Annotated in this window: 15 protein-coding genes; 9 read left to right on the plus strand and 6 right to left on the minus strand. The window is 65.9% G+C overall.

Annotated elements, in window-relative coordinates; translation table 11 throughout:
- Window positions 1-12 precede the first annotated feature (12 nt).
- Window positions 13-1326, minus strand: coding sequence for a glycoside hydrolase family 68 protein (locus tag NKI68_RS03900; protein WP_254545382.1), 1314 nt, complete (start codon window positions 1324-1326; stop codon window positions 13-15).
- Between the two features lie 209 nt (window positions 1327-1535).
- The gene (locus NKI68_RS03905) at window positions 1536-2276 is read right to left on the minus strand and encodes a YqjF family protein (RefSeq protein WP_368410969.1); all 741 of its coding nucleotides are present in this window, start codon (window positions 2274-2276) and stop codon (window positions 1536-1538) included.
- 135 nt (window positions 2277-2411) lie between these two features.
- On the opposite strand from NKI68_RS03905, the gene NKI68_RS03910 reads away from it, so the two are divergent.
- Entirely contained in the window at window positions 2412-2654 is a 243-nt protein-coding gene (locus NKI68_RS03910; RefSeq protein ID WP_254545384.1) for a hypothetical protein, read from the plus strand.
- Between the two features lie 326 nt (window positions 2655-2980).
- Entirely contained in the window at window positions 2981-3598 is a 618-nt protein-coding gene (locus tag NKI68_RS03915; RefSeq protein WP_254545385.1) for a GAP family protein, read from the plus strand.
- Between the two features lie 213 nt (window positions 3599-3811).
- Here NKI68_RS03915 and NKI68_RS03920 read toward each other — a convergent pair whose 3' ends face one another.
- Entirely contained in the window at window positions 3812-3970 is a 159-nt protein-coding gene (locus NKI68_RS03920; RefSeq protein ID WP_254545386.1) for a hypothetical protein, read from the minus strand.
- Window positions 3971-4442: 472 nt separating this feature from the next.
- Between NKI68_RS03920 and NKI68_RS03925 the strand changes: the two genes are divergently transcribed.
- Genes NKI68_RS03925 through NKI68_RS03940 form a run of 4 tightly spaced genes read left to right on the plus strand, consistent with a single transcriptional unit; the run spans window position 4443 to window position 6713 of the window.
- Window positions 4443-4850 (plus strand): hypothetical protein, encoded by a 408-nt coding sequence (locus tag NKI68_RS03925; RefSeq protein ID WP_254545387.1) that lies wholly within the window; start codon window positions 4443-4445, stop codon window positions 4848-4850.
- Complete coding sequence (locus NKI68_RS03930) at window positions 4843-5535, plus strand: hypothetical protein (RefSeq protein WP_254545388.1); 693 nt, start codon at window positions 4843-4845, stop codon at window positions 5533-5535. Before NKI68_RS03925 ends, NKI68_RS03930 begins: the two co-directional genes overlap by 8 nt.
- Window positions 5522-5899, plus strand: coding sequence for a hypothetical protein (locus NKI68_RS03935; RefSeq protein ID WP_254546514.1), 378 nt, complete (start codon window positions 5522-5524; stop codon window positions 5897-5899). Before NKI68_RS03930 ends, NKI68_RS03935 begins: the two co-directional genes overlap by 14 nt.
- Entirely contained in the window at window positions 5829-6713 is an 885-nt protein-coding gene (locus NKI68_RS03940) for an IS1595 family transposase (protein ID WP_254545389.1), read from the plus strand. The genes NKI68_RS03935 and NKI68_RS03940 overlap by 71 nt, the downstream gene beginning before the upstream one ends.
- A gap of 160 nt (window positions 6714-6873) precedes the next feature.
- On the opposite strand, the gene NKI68_RS03945 is transcribed toward NKI68_RS03940, so the two are convergent.
- A complete protein-coding gene (locus tag NKI68_RS03945) occupies window positions 6874-7965 on the minus strand; it encodes an aminopeptidase (protein ID WP_254545390.1) in 1092 nt (363 codons plus the stop codon).
- A gap of 89 nt (window positions 7966-8054) precedes the next feature.
- Here NKI68_RS03945 and ltaE point away from each other — a divergent pair, with 89 nt between their 5' ends.
- Window positions 8055-9062: a low-specificity L-threonine aldolase gene (gene ltaE / locus NKI68_RS03950; protein WP_254545391.1), complete on the plus strand. Its 1008-nt coding sequence runs from the start codon at window positions 8055-8057 to the stop codon at window positions 9060-9062.
- Between the two features lie 91 nt (window positions 9063-9153).
- Here ltaE and NKI68_RS23510 read toward each other — a convergent pair whose 3' ends face one another.
- Entirely contained in the window at window positions 9154-9282 is a 129-nt protein-coding gene (locus tag NKI68_RS23510) for a DUF7859 family protein (protein WP_256562669.1), read from the minus strand.
- Window positions 9283-9574: 292 nt separating this feature from the next.
- Complete coding sequence (locus NKI68_RS03955) at window positions 9575-10072, minus strand: metallophosphoesterase (protein ID WP_254545392.1); 498 nt, start codon at window positions 10070-10072, stop codon at window positions 9575-9577.
- A gap of 85 nt (window positions 10073-10157) precedes the next feature.
- Here NKI68_RS03955 and NKI68_RS03960 point away from each other — a divergent pair, with 85 nt between their 5' ends.
- Both NKI68_RS03960 and NKI68_RS03965 read left to right on the plus strand, forming a co-directional pair.
- The gene (locus NKI68_RS03960; RefSeq protein ID WP_254545393.1) at window positions 10158-11099 is read left to right on the plus strand and encodes a cation diffusion facilitator family transporter; all 942 of its coding nucleotides are present in this window, start codon (window positions 10158-10160) and stop codon (window positions 11097-11099) included.
- Between the two features lie 849 nt (window positions 11100-11948).
- On the plus strand, window positions 11949-14198 hold the full coding sequence (locus NKI68_RS03965) for an ATP-dependent DNA helicase (protein ID WP_256562670.1): 2250 nt from the start codon (window positions 11949-11951) through the stop codon (window positions 14196-14198).
- The last annotated feature ends 17 nt before the right edge of the window (window positions 14199-14215 follow it).

Below are 14215 nucleotides of genomic sequence, written 5' to 3' on the forward strand. Positions count from 1 at the left end.
CGTCCCCGGCGGTCAGTACTCGCCCTCGCCGCCGAGCGGTCGTCGCCCCGCCAGCGGGTCGGCCGGCGGTAGCTCCTCGTCCTCCAGCGGCAGGTGACCGTGGTCGAGTTCGCCCCGGATGCGCGTCCGATCGCCCGCGAGTTCGAGCCGGAGCGTGGGGGCGAGCGTCCCGCCGAACTTCTCGCGCTGCTCGTCGGGGAGGAGGTGTCCCACCTCGTCGAGGTGGAGGCCGCCGAGGTCGTAGTAGTTGAAGAAGCTCGTCACCAGCAGTTCGTCGCGGTGGCCGTAGGCCAGCCAGGAGTACGCCTGGAACGGCGCGTTGTGCGGGTTCGCCACGACGAGCCCGGAGCCGTTGAGGGGGTCGTACTCGCCGCGGAGGGCGTCCGCGACGAACCCGTAGAGCCCGTCGAACCGCTCGAGCCCCGGCGCGAACGTGTGCTCGTGGCTCGACGTGAACAGGTAGTAGCGTCCGTCGCGGACGACGACGTGCGGGCGCTCGAGTTCCTGGTTGACGCAGGCCCCGTCGAGGATGGGCCGCCGCATCTCCCACTCCGTCGGGTCGCCGGCGTCGGAGACGGCGACGCCGACGCACCCGTTGAAGGCCCGCCGCCCGTCGTCGCCACCGCACCCGCACTCGGGGACGGGCGTGTTCGCCTCGAACAGCAGGCACGTCTCGCCCGTCCCCGGGTCCTCGAAGAACCACGGGTCGCGGAAGGTGTAGATGAGATCGCTCTCCCGGGCGGCCTGCTCCCGCGTCTCGTACCACTCGCCGTCGGCCGTCAGGAGCACCTCGTGGTCCCACGGGCCGGAGAGGCGCACGCCGTCGTCGTCGGTCGCGAGGTCGCCGCCGGTCGCGACGGCGATGCGCTGCTCGTAGGAGAGTTCGACCGCGTCGGCGCGACCGGCCGCGGTGTAGTAGAGGTAGAGTTCGTCGTCGGCCCGGTCGTACATCGCGGACCCGGCCCACTGCCGCGACCCGAGACTGCGCTCGGGGTCGAAGACCGGACCGCCGGTCGTCCACTCCCGCCCGTCCCGCGAGTAGAAGTAGCGGACGGTCGCCACGTCGTGGCGCTTGCCGGGGAGCATCTCGGCGGGCGCGGTCAGCGCGAAGACGACCCGCCAGCCGTCGACCTCGGCGAACGAGCCGTCGCGCTCCAGGAGCGGCCACGTGTCCCAGAGGTAGAGGTCGGAGTCGGTCGGTTCGTCCGGCGGGTAGACGATCGGAGCGGTCGTCTCCGCCGTCCGCCTGATGCGGGCGGCCTGCTCTCGCGTCCAGGTGGACGTCGCCCCCCACCGTCGATCCAGTTCGTACGTGCCGCTGGCCATACCGGGTAGAGACCCCTCCCCGGAATAATCTCTCCCTTCTCGACCACATCTGCGAGTCCCCGTCGGCGTCGAACGCGCCCGAACCCACGGACCGCGTACCGGGTCCACGAATCGGGCACGTCGCGCGATCCGAGAACCGCGAAGTCGAGCGATCGCCCGACGGTCGTCCCGCGGCCGTCCCGCGGCCATTCGGCGGCCGTCCGACCGGGCTATCGGCGTGCCAGGCGACGCGGCCGTATCCGTGAGTCGCCGTCCAGACTGCGGATCCAGCGGGGCACGGACCCGGTGATCGCGAGCCGGTCGCTGTAGCGGACCCGGGGGTCTCCCTCCGGCGTCGGGAGGCCCCCCGCCTCGAACATCGTATCCTCGCGGACGGTCACGTCTGCGGGCTGGAGCGGCCACGGATCGTGGGCGATCTCGGCGTACAGGACCTTCTCCCCCGCCGGGTCGTACATCCGCCGACGCTCTGCCAACCAGTAGTCGAGCGTCCCCGGTTCGGCGCGGAAGACATCGCCGTCGGGTCGGTACGACGCGTCGAGTCGTGCGCGGACGCCCCGTCCGCCGTCGGACGGCGTACTCGCGCGCCTGCGGACGCTCCGAAAGTCCACGCGGTCGCCCCGCGTGCGAACGTCCACGTCGGCGCGGTAACACGGCAAGCGGGTCCCGCGCCCCACGACCGCCGGGACGATCGGGTTCGCGACGTCGACGCTGAAGAAGTACAACCCCGGGACGCCGTCGAAGCGGACGTACGTGCGGACGTTGAGTTCGGGGAAGCTAAACCGGGTGAACGAGGGGGAGAAGCGGAGACCGGCCCGGGACAGGACGAACGGGAGGAGGCTGACCCACGCGCGGCCGTCGTAGGTGTCGAGTTCGAGGGGGGCGGGGACGTGCGGGCGGAGCCGCTCCGGGTCGAACGGCCAGTGGACGAACAGGCCGTCCGTCCACGTCATCGAGAACGCGTGGGGCGCGACGGGCCGGTTCACGCGCCCCGCTACGACGCCGGCCGGTTTGTAGCTGGTGCCGGCGAGTTCCGCGCCGACGCGGACGTCCCGCCACCTTTTGCGGACCGGGCGCGTACCGGGCGCATGGTCCGCTCTCGGACGGCCACCGCCGCGGTCGGCCTCGTCGCGAGCCTGCTCGTCAGCGCGCTCGTCTGGTGGTACTTCGACAGCTTCGTCTTCTTCCTGTTCGTCCCGTTCGTCCCCTTCCTGTTCCGACGGTCCGGACGGAAAGGGGAGGCGTCGCTCCGGCGGTGCCCGACCTGCGGGTTTCAGACGAGAGACGACGCCTACGAGTATTGTCCCCGGGACGGAACCCGGCTGGAGTAGACGACCCCTCGCGGATCACGGGAACGCCCACCTTCCGCCGCCCGCGCTCCGACACCGCGACCGCCGTAACCACCGCAACCCCACGATCGCCGCGACTGCCGCAACCGCCGCAACCGCTACAACTACCGCGATCGCCACGACCGTCACAGCTACCGCGACCGCCACCGTTCGGACACCGTCCCGATGGTGTCAATAAACGCTAACTTTTTCGGCGTCGTATCCGCGGGGGTGAACGGAACCGGTCGTCGGAACGAGGGGCGTCGAGGCCGAGCGGTCGTGGAGCGTCGGCGAGCGAGCGTCGGGTCGGCATCGGGCGTGATCGATCCGTGAGCCTGCTGGCGGTCGTCCCGATGGCGGTCGTGATGATCGCGGGGCCGCAGATCCTCAGCGCCATCTTCCTGGCCATGAGCGAGCCCTGGCGGCGTAACTCCGCCGCGTTCGTCGCCGGCGCGGCCCTCTCGATCACGCTCGTCGTCACGATCGCGTACCTCTCCGGCAACGGCGCGACCGACCAGGGCGCGTCGAACGACACCCTCCACCTCGTCGTCCTCGCGCTCCTCCTCGTCGCCATGGTGTACGTCTACGCGAGACGGAAGCAGTCGAAGCCGCCGAAGTGGATGGGCAGGCTACAGCGGGCGACCCCGAAGTTCTCGTTCGTCCTCGGCTTCCTCCTCCTTGGACTGTTCCCCAGCGACCTCCTCACCTCGATCGCCGTCGGTACCTACCTCGCGGCGCACGGCGAACCGTGGACGCACAGCCTCGGGTTCATCGCGCTCACGCTGCTGTTCCTGTCGCTCCCGGCGCTCGCGCTGCTCGCGTTCGGCCAGCGAGCCGAAGACCTCCTCCCGAAGGGACGCGACTGGATAAACACCCACTCGTGGGTCGTCAGCGAGGTCGTGATCCTCTTTTTCATCGGTATGAACGTCAACAGTCTGCTGGGGTAGGTCGGAGAGTGGTACTAATGGGCTTAGAAGTTTCGAGGTAGGAAGTCGGCCTCGACACTCACGGCCTGGGATCCATCCGCGTCTCCGTAGGCGAGTTCCATGACGACCGGTGGGGGAACGCGCTGCACGGTCTGCGCCTCAGAAAGCTCGATTCCTTTTCGAACGCACCGCGTCGGCCGTCGAAGAGGTCGATCAGGAACGAGGTGTCGAGGATCACTCGAATCGTCTCTGGAGTTCGCGCTTACCTTCGACGTCCGATTCCCGCTTCTCCTCCAGACGGTCCCGCATAAGCGCCGCCGTCTCGGACGATAGTATACCGGCGACGCCCTTCGGGTGCGGCCCTCCGATGAGGCGACGGAGCGTCTCCTCCATCGTCTCGTCCTCCCGTTTGTGTGCTTTCACGAACTCGTGGAACTCTTCGGAGACGCGAACCGATTTACCATATTACCGTATACTCGTGTATACGAGTTCAATCAACCTTCGGTCGCGGTTCGGATCGCTCGTTCCGTCGGCCGCCCGCGTCCGATTCGGCGTGACGATTGCGTGCGACGCGACCGGGGCCTATGGATACCGTGGCCATCGACAGATGCTCCGATTCTATTTTTACACTGGTTTTGCAGTTTGGGCAGGTGGCGTAGTACGTGGATTCTCTTTTGTACATCCATCCGCTGCCGCATTTTTAACATTCAAGTTGTTCTACTCATAACGTACTACAATTTACTACTATTTTTAAAGGTAATCCAAGATACATTCAGTACGAAGTTGGTAAGACACCCCTCAGACCAGTCATTCTACACTAATCTATTCTCGTAATGCTTATCTGCAAATCCTTTGATGGGTAGGTATGCCTGACACGGATGGAGACAATGATGACGAAGGATCCAGTTATGGCCCAATACGAACAGGAACTCTGAAAACCGAACTTAAGGCAGAGACCGCAGAGATGCATGACGGCGAAGAAATGTGGGTTGGCGACCCAGCAATGCAGTTCATGGAGAAACGGCTCATAGAAATCGCCCGATATGTGTGGATGGAAGCAGCGGTTCAAACACACAGGGATGATAGACGCATTGTCCAGCCAAGCGAAATTGACGATGCATTCTCGAATCTTCTGGAGCCCCATAATCTCTTAATGGAGGCAGCGAACGAAATGGAGCGATTGCGTTACGATTTCATAGATCTCGCGGAAGGATCACCGGCCATAGAGTTCAACGAGGAACGAGAGGAGCTAGAAGAACGGGAAGATGAGTAACCTGTTCTTCTTTCGGGATAGAGAAGGATATGATCCGGAGGACAAGTTTGACCGAATTAAAAGGCAATATTTCCAGATAGACAATGAAGTAATCTCGGACTACATCAAGGAGTACGAATTAGATACAGAGGACTTGGACGAACCTGGCAAGAACAAGCTGAGGCACTTCTTAGAAAGGAATCTGGATGACGACGTATTCGAGCAACTCCTTGACGAACTTTTTGAAAGCCAAGGTGAGGAAGGTGATTCATTCAATATCAAAGTATATGAGCTTGGAAATGGCGTCCACCAAACCAGCTTGCTTGATAAACTTGACTCGTTCAGCCAGCAAGATCTAATGAGCTCGGACGAAGGTGATGATTTCAGCTATGTTCTGGAGATTGCAGACTATGTCAACCGTGAAGAAGAAGGTGTGGTTGACATCTCCTTTCATGTTTCAGGGAAACGAGAACGTATGGATCCCTCTGATATCTGGTGGACCGAGGATGGGGAAAGAGTGTCAATCAGCGATGTGACTCAAGAACCGCCAGAGGAACTAAACAGAGATACGGACTACATTGTCGAAGCCCGAGTATACACCGATGCATGCCTGATAGCAATTTCTAATTCCGGAATAGACAAAACACTACAAGGAGAAATCCGAAGCGGAATACAGCGCTGGGGGTCCGAAGATGGTAGCAGGTGAAATCGAACTAAAAGAGACAGAGCTTCTGTTTCTACAGCATCTGCTCGGTGGGGATAACTTTGGAGCAGGATATGATGATTTCCGAAATAAGAACCTGAGTGCAGCTCAGTTTAAGGCCGAGCAACGGGGCAATATGTATCTAACAGATGTTGTTGGTCGAGCTCAAGAGGGGAGTCGGCTCGCTGAACTCCACTTCAGCATTACGCTCTTGCGTAGGAGATTGTTGATACTGCAGAGCGGTCGCTGCGGAGTCGAAGAGGACAAGGGCACCGCGTCAGCGGTGCCCGACACGAATGATTCCGCTAGATGTGTTTGGGTCGGAATCGGTCGCAGCGGACCTGTTGGCGCAGGTTCGCTGGCGTGACGGTGTTACCTGTCCTCGCTGCCGTTCTGACCGAACGGTCAGAAACGGCAGCTACAGAGAGTTTCAGCGGTATCTCTGTAAGAATTGTGACCGCACGTTCAACGACAAGACGGGCACAATCTTTGCTCACTCGAAGATCGCGCTCCGCCGGTGGTTGTTCTCGATCTACGCGTTTCTCCGGTTTAACACCAGTCTCCGCCAACTACAGTGCGAAATCGAGGTAACACACAAGACGATGCACCGGCGCATCGAGCGCTTCGCCAGAGCGCTCGATGCGCCTTCCCTCGATCTCGTTGGTCCGGTTGAAATCGACGAAGTGTACGTCAACGCGGGGAAGAAAGGCCGCGAGCGCGACCAGGAGTCGCGCTCGCGTGGCCTGTCCACGCGCGGGCGAGGTTCGTACGATGGCGACAAGCCACCCGTGTTCATAATCGCTGATCGCGGGACCGGACAGCGGTACGTGATTCCAGCGAAAGCCGCCGACGAATCGACGATTCGACTCCTCCTTGCTGACCGCAAAGAGGAGTCGCTCACGGTCTATACCGACGGCTTTCGAGCGTACGAACCGCTCGAAGACGACGACGCATTCGACCGCGAATACGTCGTCCACGGCGACGGCGAATACGCCGATGAGGAAGTTCACGTCAACACCTGCGAGAGCCACGCGTCGCTGACGCGACGGTGGCTCTCGCCCCATCGAGGCGTCTCGAAAGACAAGTTGACGCAGTATCTCAGAGCGTTCCAACTACGTCGGGAACTGTTTCGGAAACCCGGTCGAGACGCTCTCAAACACGCTGTTCGAGCGACGCTGTGAAATCAACAATGTGCTACGGATGAGCGATTTAGTATATTTAGTATGTATTAATATCGGGGAGACGGTTGACGACCGTTGTCACTGGGGTCGATTCTCCGGCGTCCGGTTCGGGGGCGAACGTCCGCTGCGCGGACCGCACGGCCCTCGCGCTGGCCCGTCGCTACCCCTCGAAGCCGTCCTCGAAGGCGAAGGTGCCGTCGCGCTGGACCACCTCACCGTCGAGTTCGATACGCGAGTCCTCGCTCATGTCGACGATCATGTCGACGTGGATCGCGGACGCGTTCGGCTCCCGTCCCTCGCCGACGGTGTCGTCGTAGGCGCGGCCGACCGCCATGTGTACGGTGTCGCCCATCTTCTCGTCGAAGAGCATGTTGTAGGTGAAGCGGTCGATCGCGCGGTTCATGCCGATGCCGAGTTCGCCGAGCCGCCGCGCCCCCTCGTCGGTGTTCAGGATCTCCTTCAGGACCTCCTCGTTCTTGTCGGCCCCGTGCTCGACCACCTCGCCGCCCTCGAAGACGAGGCGCGCGCCGGTCACCTCACGGCCCTGCTGGTAGACCGGCTTGTCGAACAGGACCTCGCCCTCGACGCTGTCGGGGACGGGCGCGGTGAACACCTCCCCGCCGGGGAGGTTGTACTCGCCGTAGTCGTTCTGCGTGCGCATCCCGTCCACGCTCATGGAGAGGTCGGTCGTCTCGCCCGAGACGATCCGCACCTCGCTCGCGGCGTCGAGGCGCTCGACCATGTTCGCCTGGAACTCCCGCTGGGCGTCCCAGTCCCGGTTGATGGCGTCCCAGACGAAGTTCTCGTACGCCGCCGTGCTCGTCTCGGCCAGTTGCGCCCCCGCGGGGGTGGGAAACTGCGTGAGACACCAGCGCTTGCCGAGGACGGTCTCCTGGACGGGCTGGTAGGCGCGCGAGTGGGCGGCGTTCGTCTCGGTGGGCACGTCGCTCGTCTCGGTGGCGTTCTCCTTCGCCCGGACGCGAATCACGCGGTCCGCGCGCTCGTAGAGCGCCTGCAGGTGCTCCGGCGTCCGCAGGTCGTCCTCGTCGACGGCGCGGAGGTACGCGCGCTCTGCCCGGTCGCTCTTCCCGAGGAAGACGGGCGTCGCGCCGACGTCGCCGATGGCCTCGTGGAGCGCGACGACGAGGTCCTCCGCGACGGCGGGGGCGGCGACGACCACGAGGTCGCCCGGCTGTACGTCCGTCGAGTGCGAAACGACGATCTCCGCGTGCTCCCTGATCCGTGGGTCCATGCGTCGACCTCCCGCCGCGTCGCCGATACCCCTTTCGGAGTCGCGGACGGACCACGGCGTATTTGACGCCGGGCGGGCTACGAGCGGCCATGATCGACCTCCGAAGCGACACCGTCACCCGGCCGAGCGACGCGATGCGCGAGGCCGCCCGCGACGCCGAGGTGGGCGACGACGTCCACCGCGACGACCCCACGGTGGCCGAACTCGAGGCGCGCGCGGCCGACCTGCTGGGCAAGGAGGCGGCGCTCTACGTCCCCAGCGGCACCATGGGCAACCAGATCGCCGTCCGCGTCCACGCCGACCGCGGCGAGGAGCTGATCTGCGAGCGCGAGTGCCACGTCTACAAGTGGGAACTCGGGGGCGTCGCCCAGCTCTCGGGCGTCCAGCCCCGCCCGGTCGACGGCGGCGAGCGCGGCGCGCTCACCCCCGGGCAGATCGAGGAGGCGTACGTCGAGGCGAGCAGCCACCGGCCGGGGACGGGCCTCGTCGCGCTCGAGAACACCCACAACAGCAAGGGCGGCGTCGCGCTCGCGCCGGAGGTGCTCGACGCGGCGGCCGAGACCGCCCACGACCTCGGCGTCCCCCTCCACCTCGACGGCGCGCGCGTCGCCAACGCCGCCGTCGCACGCGGCGTCCCCCTCGATCGCGTGGTCCGCGAGGTGGACTCCGTGATGACCTGCCTCTCGAAGGGCCTCGGCGCGCCCGTCGGGTCGATGCTCGCGGGCGACGCCGAGTTCGTCGAGCACGCCCGCCGCGTGCGGAAGCTCTTCGGCGGCGGGATGCGCCAGGCGGGGATGATCGCCGCACCCGGCCTGCTCGCGCTCGAGAACGTCGACCGACTCGCCGAGGACCACGAGAACGCCCGGGCGCTCGCGGAAGGGCTCTCCGACCTCCCCGGCCTCGTCGTTCAGGACCCCGAGACGAACATCGTCCTCGTCGAGACCGAGGAGCCCGCGAGCGCGTTCCTCGACCGGATCGGCGAGGTCGGCGTCGCCGGCTCCGAGTTCGGCGAGCACACCGTCCGGTTCGTCACCCACTGGGACGTCTCGCGCGACGACGTGGAGACCGCCGTCGAGCGCATCGCCGAGATCCGCTGATCGGCGCACGCAGTGCGCCCGCTCGCGGCCCACACTCCCGTGCTCGCCGACTCCTCACGCCCGTCGACGTTCCGCGTTCCGCCACCGGCGCTCACCGCCGTCCGTCGTACCCCTCCCGGAACGCGAGCATCGTCCGGCGGAACATGAGGTAGAGCGCGACGAGTATCGCGACGACGGTGCCGATGATGACGACGAGAACGGGGTCGAGACCGAAGACCATGCCTGACGTGACGGCTCGCCGAGCAAAGCCGTTTCGGGCCGGATCGCTCAAACGGTCGTTTGAGCCATCCGCGGGTATATGCTACGTGCTCACGTAGTTGCTCCCGTCGCTTCGGCCCTCCCCGTCTCGACCGCCCTCCTTCTCGTTTCGACTCGGCAAGAGAGCTACCCGAACTCGGTGAGACCACACAACCACACATGTGCCATGCCAGGTGCGGCTTCAACCCCACAGGGGTTCGTCTGAACCGTTCTCCCGCACGCGGGACGGCGAGTCGAGCGCCGTCCGCCGTCGCTCACACCTCGAACTCGTCGATGGTGCTCCCGTCCGGTCTGACGAGTCGCCCCCGGAGGGGGTCGAGTTGGAGTTCCGCGTGCGCGGGTTCGTACCACCGCGGGTCCGCGTGGCTGCCGGGGTTCAGGACGGGGACGGACCCGAGGGAGTCGAACTCGGGTCGGTGGGAGTGGCCGACCACGACGAGGTCGGCGTTCTCCTGGCGACCGAGCATGGCGAGCGCCGTCTCCGTGTGCTCGTGCCCGTGGGCCATCGCGATGCGGACGCCGCCGAACTCGACCGTGCGGGTCCTCGGGAGGCGCTCGCGAACGGCGGGGGTGTCGTTGTTCCCGACGACGCCGACGAACGCGGCGCTCTCGGACTCGAAGGCGTCGAGCACGGATTCGGTGAGGAAGTCGCCGGCGTGACAGACGAGGTCGGCCTCCCGAACCGCCTCCAGGGCGCGCCCGTCGAGGCGGTGGCCCTCGCGACCGTGCGTATCGGAGATCACCGTGATCATGGATCCGATCACGACGCCGAGCCTCGAATCGCTGGCGGTCTCCCCGGCGGTAGCTCTTTGGCGGATGCTCGTCTGTCGGTAGGTAATGGCCAGCAGTAAGTCCGTCGTCCTCGCCGCTCTCTTCGCGAACGCGGCGATCGCGGTCCTGAAGTTCGTCGGCTATCTCCTCACGCGCAGTCCCTCGATGCTCGCAGAGACCTATCACTCCATCTCCGACACCGGCAACCAGATCTTCCTCCTGTTCGGCATCCGCTACAGCGGCAAGGAGGCCAGCCGCGAACACCCGTTCGGGTACGGGAAGGCGCAGTTCTTCTACTCCTTTCTGGTCGCAGTCCTCCTCTTCGGCATCGCGGGGTGGGAGAGCGCCAGCCACGGGTACGAGGCGATCGTGCACCCCCACCCGATCAGCCCGGGGACGACGACGGTCGCGGGCGTCACGTTTCCGAACGTCTGGGTGAACTACGCCGTCCTGCTCAGCGCGATCGCCTTCGAGAGCTACGCGCTTCGAAAGGCGTTCCAGGGCCTCAGCGCGCAGATGCGCGAGCACGGCTGGTCGACCATCCGAGAGGCGTTCCGCAAGACCAGCGACGTGACGACGCTGACGGCGTTCACGGAGGACTCGATCGCCATCGGCGGTGCGGCGCTCGCGCTCGTCGGCATCTTCCTCTCGCGGTGGACCGGAAACCCCATCTACGACGCCGTAGCGTCCTTCCTCATCGGGCTCCTGTTGATGGGCTTCGCGCTCGCGCTCGCGTGGGAGAACAAGCGCCTGCTCATCGGCGAGAGCCTCCCGAGCGACGAGGAACAGGCCCTCAAGGGCATCGTCGCCCGATGGGACGGCGTCCGCCACATCGACGACTTCCGGACGGTGTTCTTCGGCCCCGAACGACTCGTCGTGACTGCCGACGTCAGCTTCGAGGACGGCCTGGAGACGGAGCAGATCGACGACCGCATCACCGCCATCGAACGCGCGCTCATCGAGCACGAACCGCAGATCCGGAAGGTGTACATCGAACCCGAGCGGTGAACGACCACCACCACCACCTTTTGCTGCGCGGGGGTCCTTCGGACCCCCCGCTGGCAAAATCTGGACCAAAAGCCTGCGTCACCCCCTCGCTTCGCTCGGGGATTCCTTGGCCCGCTCGCTCGGCTTCGCCTCGCTCGCGGATATCGTGCCGGACGGTAGCGCGGAAGGTCAGGGGCCGCCGTCGCGACCGTTTCCACCATCGTGCTTCGATTCCCCCGCGACTGAGCGAACGCAGTGAGCGAAGGAGCGGACGGGTCGAACCCACCCTGTGAGCCGAGAGGACGTGGAAGCATGCCGGACTCACGGTGCTCGTCCGGCGGAGGAGGTGAGATGCGGTTTCTGTGGACGTTTCGAGACCGCACCTTCGGCGTACACAGCAGGGCACCTTGGCGAGCAGACGACGCCGCGGCGAGGGTGGTTCGCGGGGCGTGGCGTCGCGCAACCGCGAGCGCCCCGCGACGATTCTCACGTCACACGGACGCTGGTCCCCCTCTTGGATATAAAGATACGGACAGATCAAACGATCCGACCGACTCGACCGCCACCGCCGACGCCAGCGCGACACCCGCGAGCGACCGAAGGGAGCGAGCGGGCCAAGGAACCCCCGAGCGCAGCGAGGGGGTGATGCCGGCTTTTGCTCCAGCTTTTACCAGCGAGGCGACTTCGCCGCCGAGCGTGGTTCGAGAGACGCCAGAGGCGTCTCTCGTCATCTCGGAGCAGCAAAGCTGCTCCGACGAGTCATCGGAAGACCGGAGGTCTTCCGAGATCTCGAAAGGCGCGGAGCGCCTTTCGGCGACAGCAAAAGGTGGGTGTGAGGATTTTTAACCGATCGCGGACAATCCGCTGACAGTGACCGAGGTGAGCGAGCCGGCGTACCTGCGCTTCTTCCCGTACGGCGAGCCGTACGACCACCAGCGCGAGGCCATGGCGACCATCTCGTCGGCGTTCGAGGACGGCCGGGACGTCCTCTTCGAGGGAGCCTGCGGGACCGGGAAGACCCTCGCGGCGCTGGTCCCGGCGCTCGAGCACGCCCGCCGGACGGGGAAGACGGTCGTCATCACGACGAACGTCCACCAGCAGACCCGGCAGTTCATCGAGGAGGCGCGCGCGATCACCCGCCAGGAGGCGATCCGCGCGGTCGTCTTCCGCGGGAAGGGGTCGATGTGCCACATCGACGTCGGCTACGAGGAGTGCCAGGCGCTCCGCGACACGACGCGCTCGCTGGTGGAGGCAGAGCGCGACCGAGACGATCTGGGCGACCGCGGCGACGAACTCCTGGCGGAGGCCCGGCGGGGCGAGTCTGGGGCAGCCGAGGGGCGACAGGCGGTGATGGACGAACTCGCCGCGCTCGACGACGAACTCGAGGAGCTGCGGGAGGCGGCCACCTGCGAGCACTACTACGAGAACCTCACCGGCGACACGGACGAGTTCTACGGCTGGCTGTTCGAGGACGTGCGCACCCCGGAGGAGATCTACGAGCGCGCCGGACAGCTGGGATTCTGCGGCTACGAACTGCTGAAGGAGGGGATGGAGGGCGTCGACCTCGTGGTCTGCAACTACCACCACCTGCTCGATCCGACGATCAGAGAGCAGTTCTTCCGGTGGATCGGCCGCGATCCGGAGGACGTCATCGTCGTCTTCGACGAGGCGCACAACGTCGAGGACGCCGCGCGCGACCACGCGACCCGAACGCTCGCGGAGCCGACGCTCGACGGCGCGCTCGCGGAGCTGGAGGAGGTGACGGACCCGCGGGAGGCCGCCGCGCGGAACGTCGTCCGCGCGTTCCGGGAGGCGCTCGTCCGGACCTACGACGACGCGCTGGCGTTCGGCGAGCGCGAGTCGGTGGGCGACTCGTGGTACGACCTCTCGATCACGAACGAGCGGGGGCGCGACGACCTCACGCTCGCCTTCCTCGACGCCTACACCGGCCGGGGAATCCACGAGGACCTGGACGAGGCGCTCGAACTCGGCGCGGCGCTCGATCGGCGGTACCACGAGGCGTACAAGGAGGGCGAGACGCGTACGAGAAAGGAGTGTCGCGTCCTCCAGGCCGCCACGTTCGTCGACGACTGGCTGCGCGACTCGGACCAGGAGGGTCAGTACCCGGTCGTCTCCGTCCGGCGCGACGGTGGCTCGGAGGAGGTGTACGGACGGGCGGAGCTGTACACCTGCATCCCGCGGCAGGTGACCGAGCCGCTGTTCGACGAACTCGCCGCGAGCGTGCTGATGAGCGCGACGCTCCGACCGTTCGACGTGCTGGGCGACGTGCTCGGGCTGGGTGGCGCGGACGGATCGGACGGACAGGGTTCGCGGAACGGCGGCGGAGGCGGGGGAAACGAGGGGGACGGCGGTCCCGTCACCATGGCCTACGGGGAGCAGTTCCCCGAGGAGCGCCGTCGCACCTACGCCGTGGACGTTCCCGCGCTGTTCGCCAGCCGGCGGGACGACCCCGCGACCCAGCGTGAGGTGACGGGCGCGCTGGAGGACGCGATCGAATTCACGCCGGGCAACGCGCTCCTGTTCTTCCCGAGCTATCGCGAGGCCGAGCGCTACCACGACCTGCTCTCGGTGGACGCGACGCTCTACCTCGACGAGCCGGGCACGCCGGTCGAGGACCTGCGCCGGCGGTTCGTCGAGGACGGTAACGGCGCGCTGCTCACCTCGCTCTGGGGGACGCTCGCGGAGGGGGTGAGCTTCGACGACGACGACGCCCGCACGGTCGTGGTCGTCGGGATCCCGTACCCGCACCTCGACGACCGGATGGAGGCGGTCCAGGACGCCTACGCGACGGCGTTCGCGGACGCTGGCCGCGAGGACCCGGGCTGGGAGTACGCCGTCGAGGTGCCCACCATCCGGAAGACCCGGCAGGCGCTCGGGCGGGTCGTCCGCTCGCCCGAGGACTTCGGCGTCCGGATCCTCCTGGACGAGCGCTACACCCGCCGCGCGCGGCGGGAGATGCGCAAGTACAGCGTCCTGGAGGCGTTCCCGCCCGAGGAGCGCGTCGAGACCATCGACGTCGATCCCGGAAAGCTCCGCTTTGCCATGCTCAACTTCTACTCCGACATGGACGCGTGGGCGGGCGCACCTCCGAGGCCCTGACCGACCGCGCACGCGGC

Source organism: Halomarina pelagica, assembly GCF_024228315.1.
Lineage (GTDB): Archaea > Halobacteriota > Halobacteria > Halobacteriales > Haloarculaceae > Halomarina > Halomarina pelagica.

Bases quoted from the DNA above. Each gene is read 5' to 3' on its own strand.
- NKI68_RS03920 (WP_254545386.1), bottom strand. From the start codon at position 3,970: ATGGAGGAGACGCTCCGTCGCCTCATCGGAGGGCCGCACCCGAAGGGC.
- ltaE (WP_254545391.1), top strand. From the start codon at position 8,055: ATGATCGACCTCCGAAGCGACACCGTCACCCGGCCGAGCGACGCGATG.
- NKI68_RS03905 (WP_368410969.1), bottom strand. From the start codon at position 2,276: ATGACGTGGACGGACGGCCTGTTCGTCCACTGGCCGTTCGACCCGGAG.
- NKI68_RS03945 (WP_254545390.1), bottom strand. From the start codon at position 7,965: ATGGACCCACGGATCAGGGAGCACGCGGAGATCGTCGTTTCGCACTCG.
- NKI68_RS03960 (WP_254545393.1), top strand. From the start codon at position 10,158: ATGGCCAGCAGTAAGTCCGTCGTCCTCGCCGCTCTCTTCGCGAACGCG.
- NKI68_RS03955 (WP_254545392.1), bottom strand. From the start codon at position 10,072: ATGATCACGGTGATCTCCGATACGCACGGTCGCGAGGGCCACCGCCTC.
- NKI68_RS03900 (WP_254545382.1), bottom strand. From the start codon at position 1,326: ATGGCCAGCGGCACGTACGAACTGGATCGACGGTGGGGGGCGACGTCC.
- NKI68_RS03925 (WP_254545387.1), top strand. From the start codon at position 4,443: ATGCCTGACACGGATGGAGACAATGATGACGAAGGATCCAGTTATGGC.
- NKI68_RS03935 (WP_254546514.1), top strand. From the start codon at position 5,522: ATGGTAGCAGGTGAAATCGAACTAAAAGAGACAGAGCTTCTGTTTCTA.
- NKI68_RS03940 (WP_254545389.1), top strand. From the start codon at position 5,829: ATGATTCCGCTAGATGTGTTTGGGTCGGAATCGGTCGCAGCGGACCTG.
- NKI68_RS03930 (WP_254545388.1), top strand. From the start codon at position 4,843: ATGAGTAACCTGTTCTTCTTTCGGGATAGAGAAGGATATGATCCGGAG.
- NKI68_RS23510 (WP_256562669.1), bottom strand. From the start codon at position 9,282: ATGGTCTTCGGTCTCGACCCCGTTCTCGTCGTCATCATCGGCACCGTC.
- NKI68_RS03910 (WP_254545384.1), top strand. From the start codon at position 2,412: ATGGTCCGCTCTCGGACGGCCACCGCCGCGGTCGGCCTCGTCGCGAGC.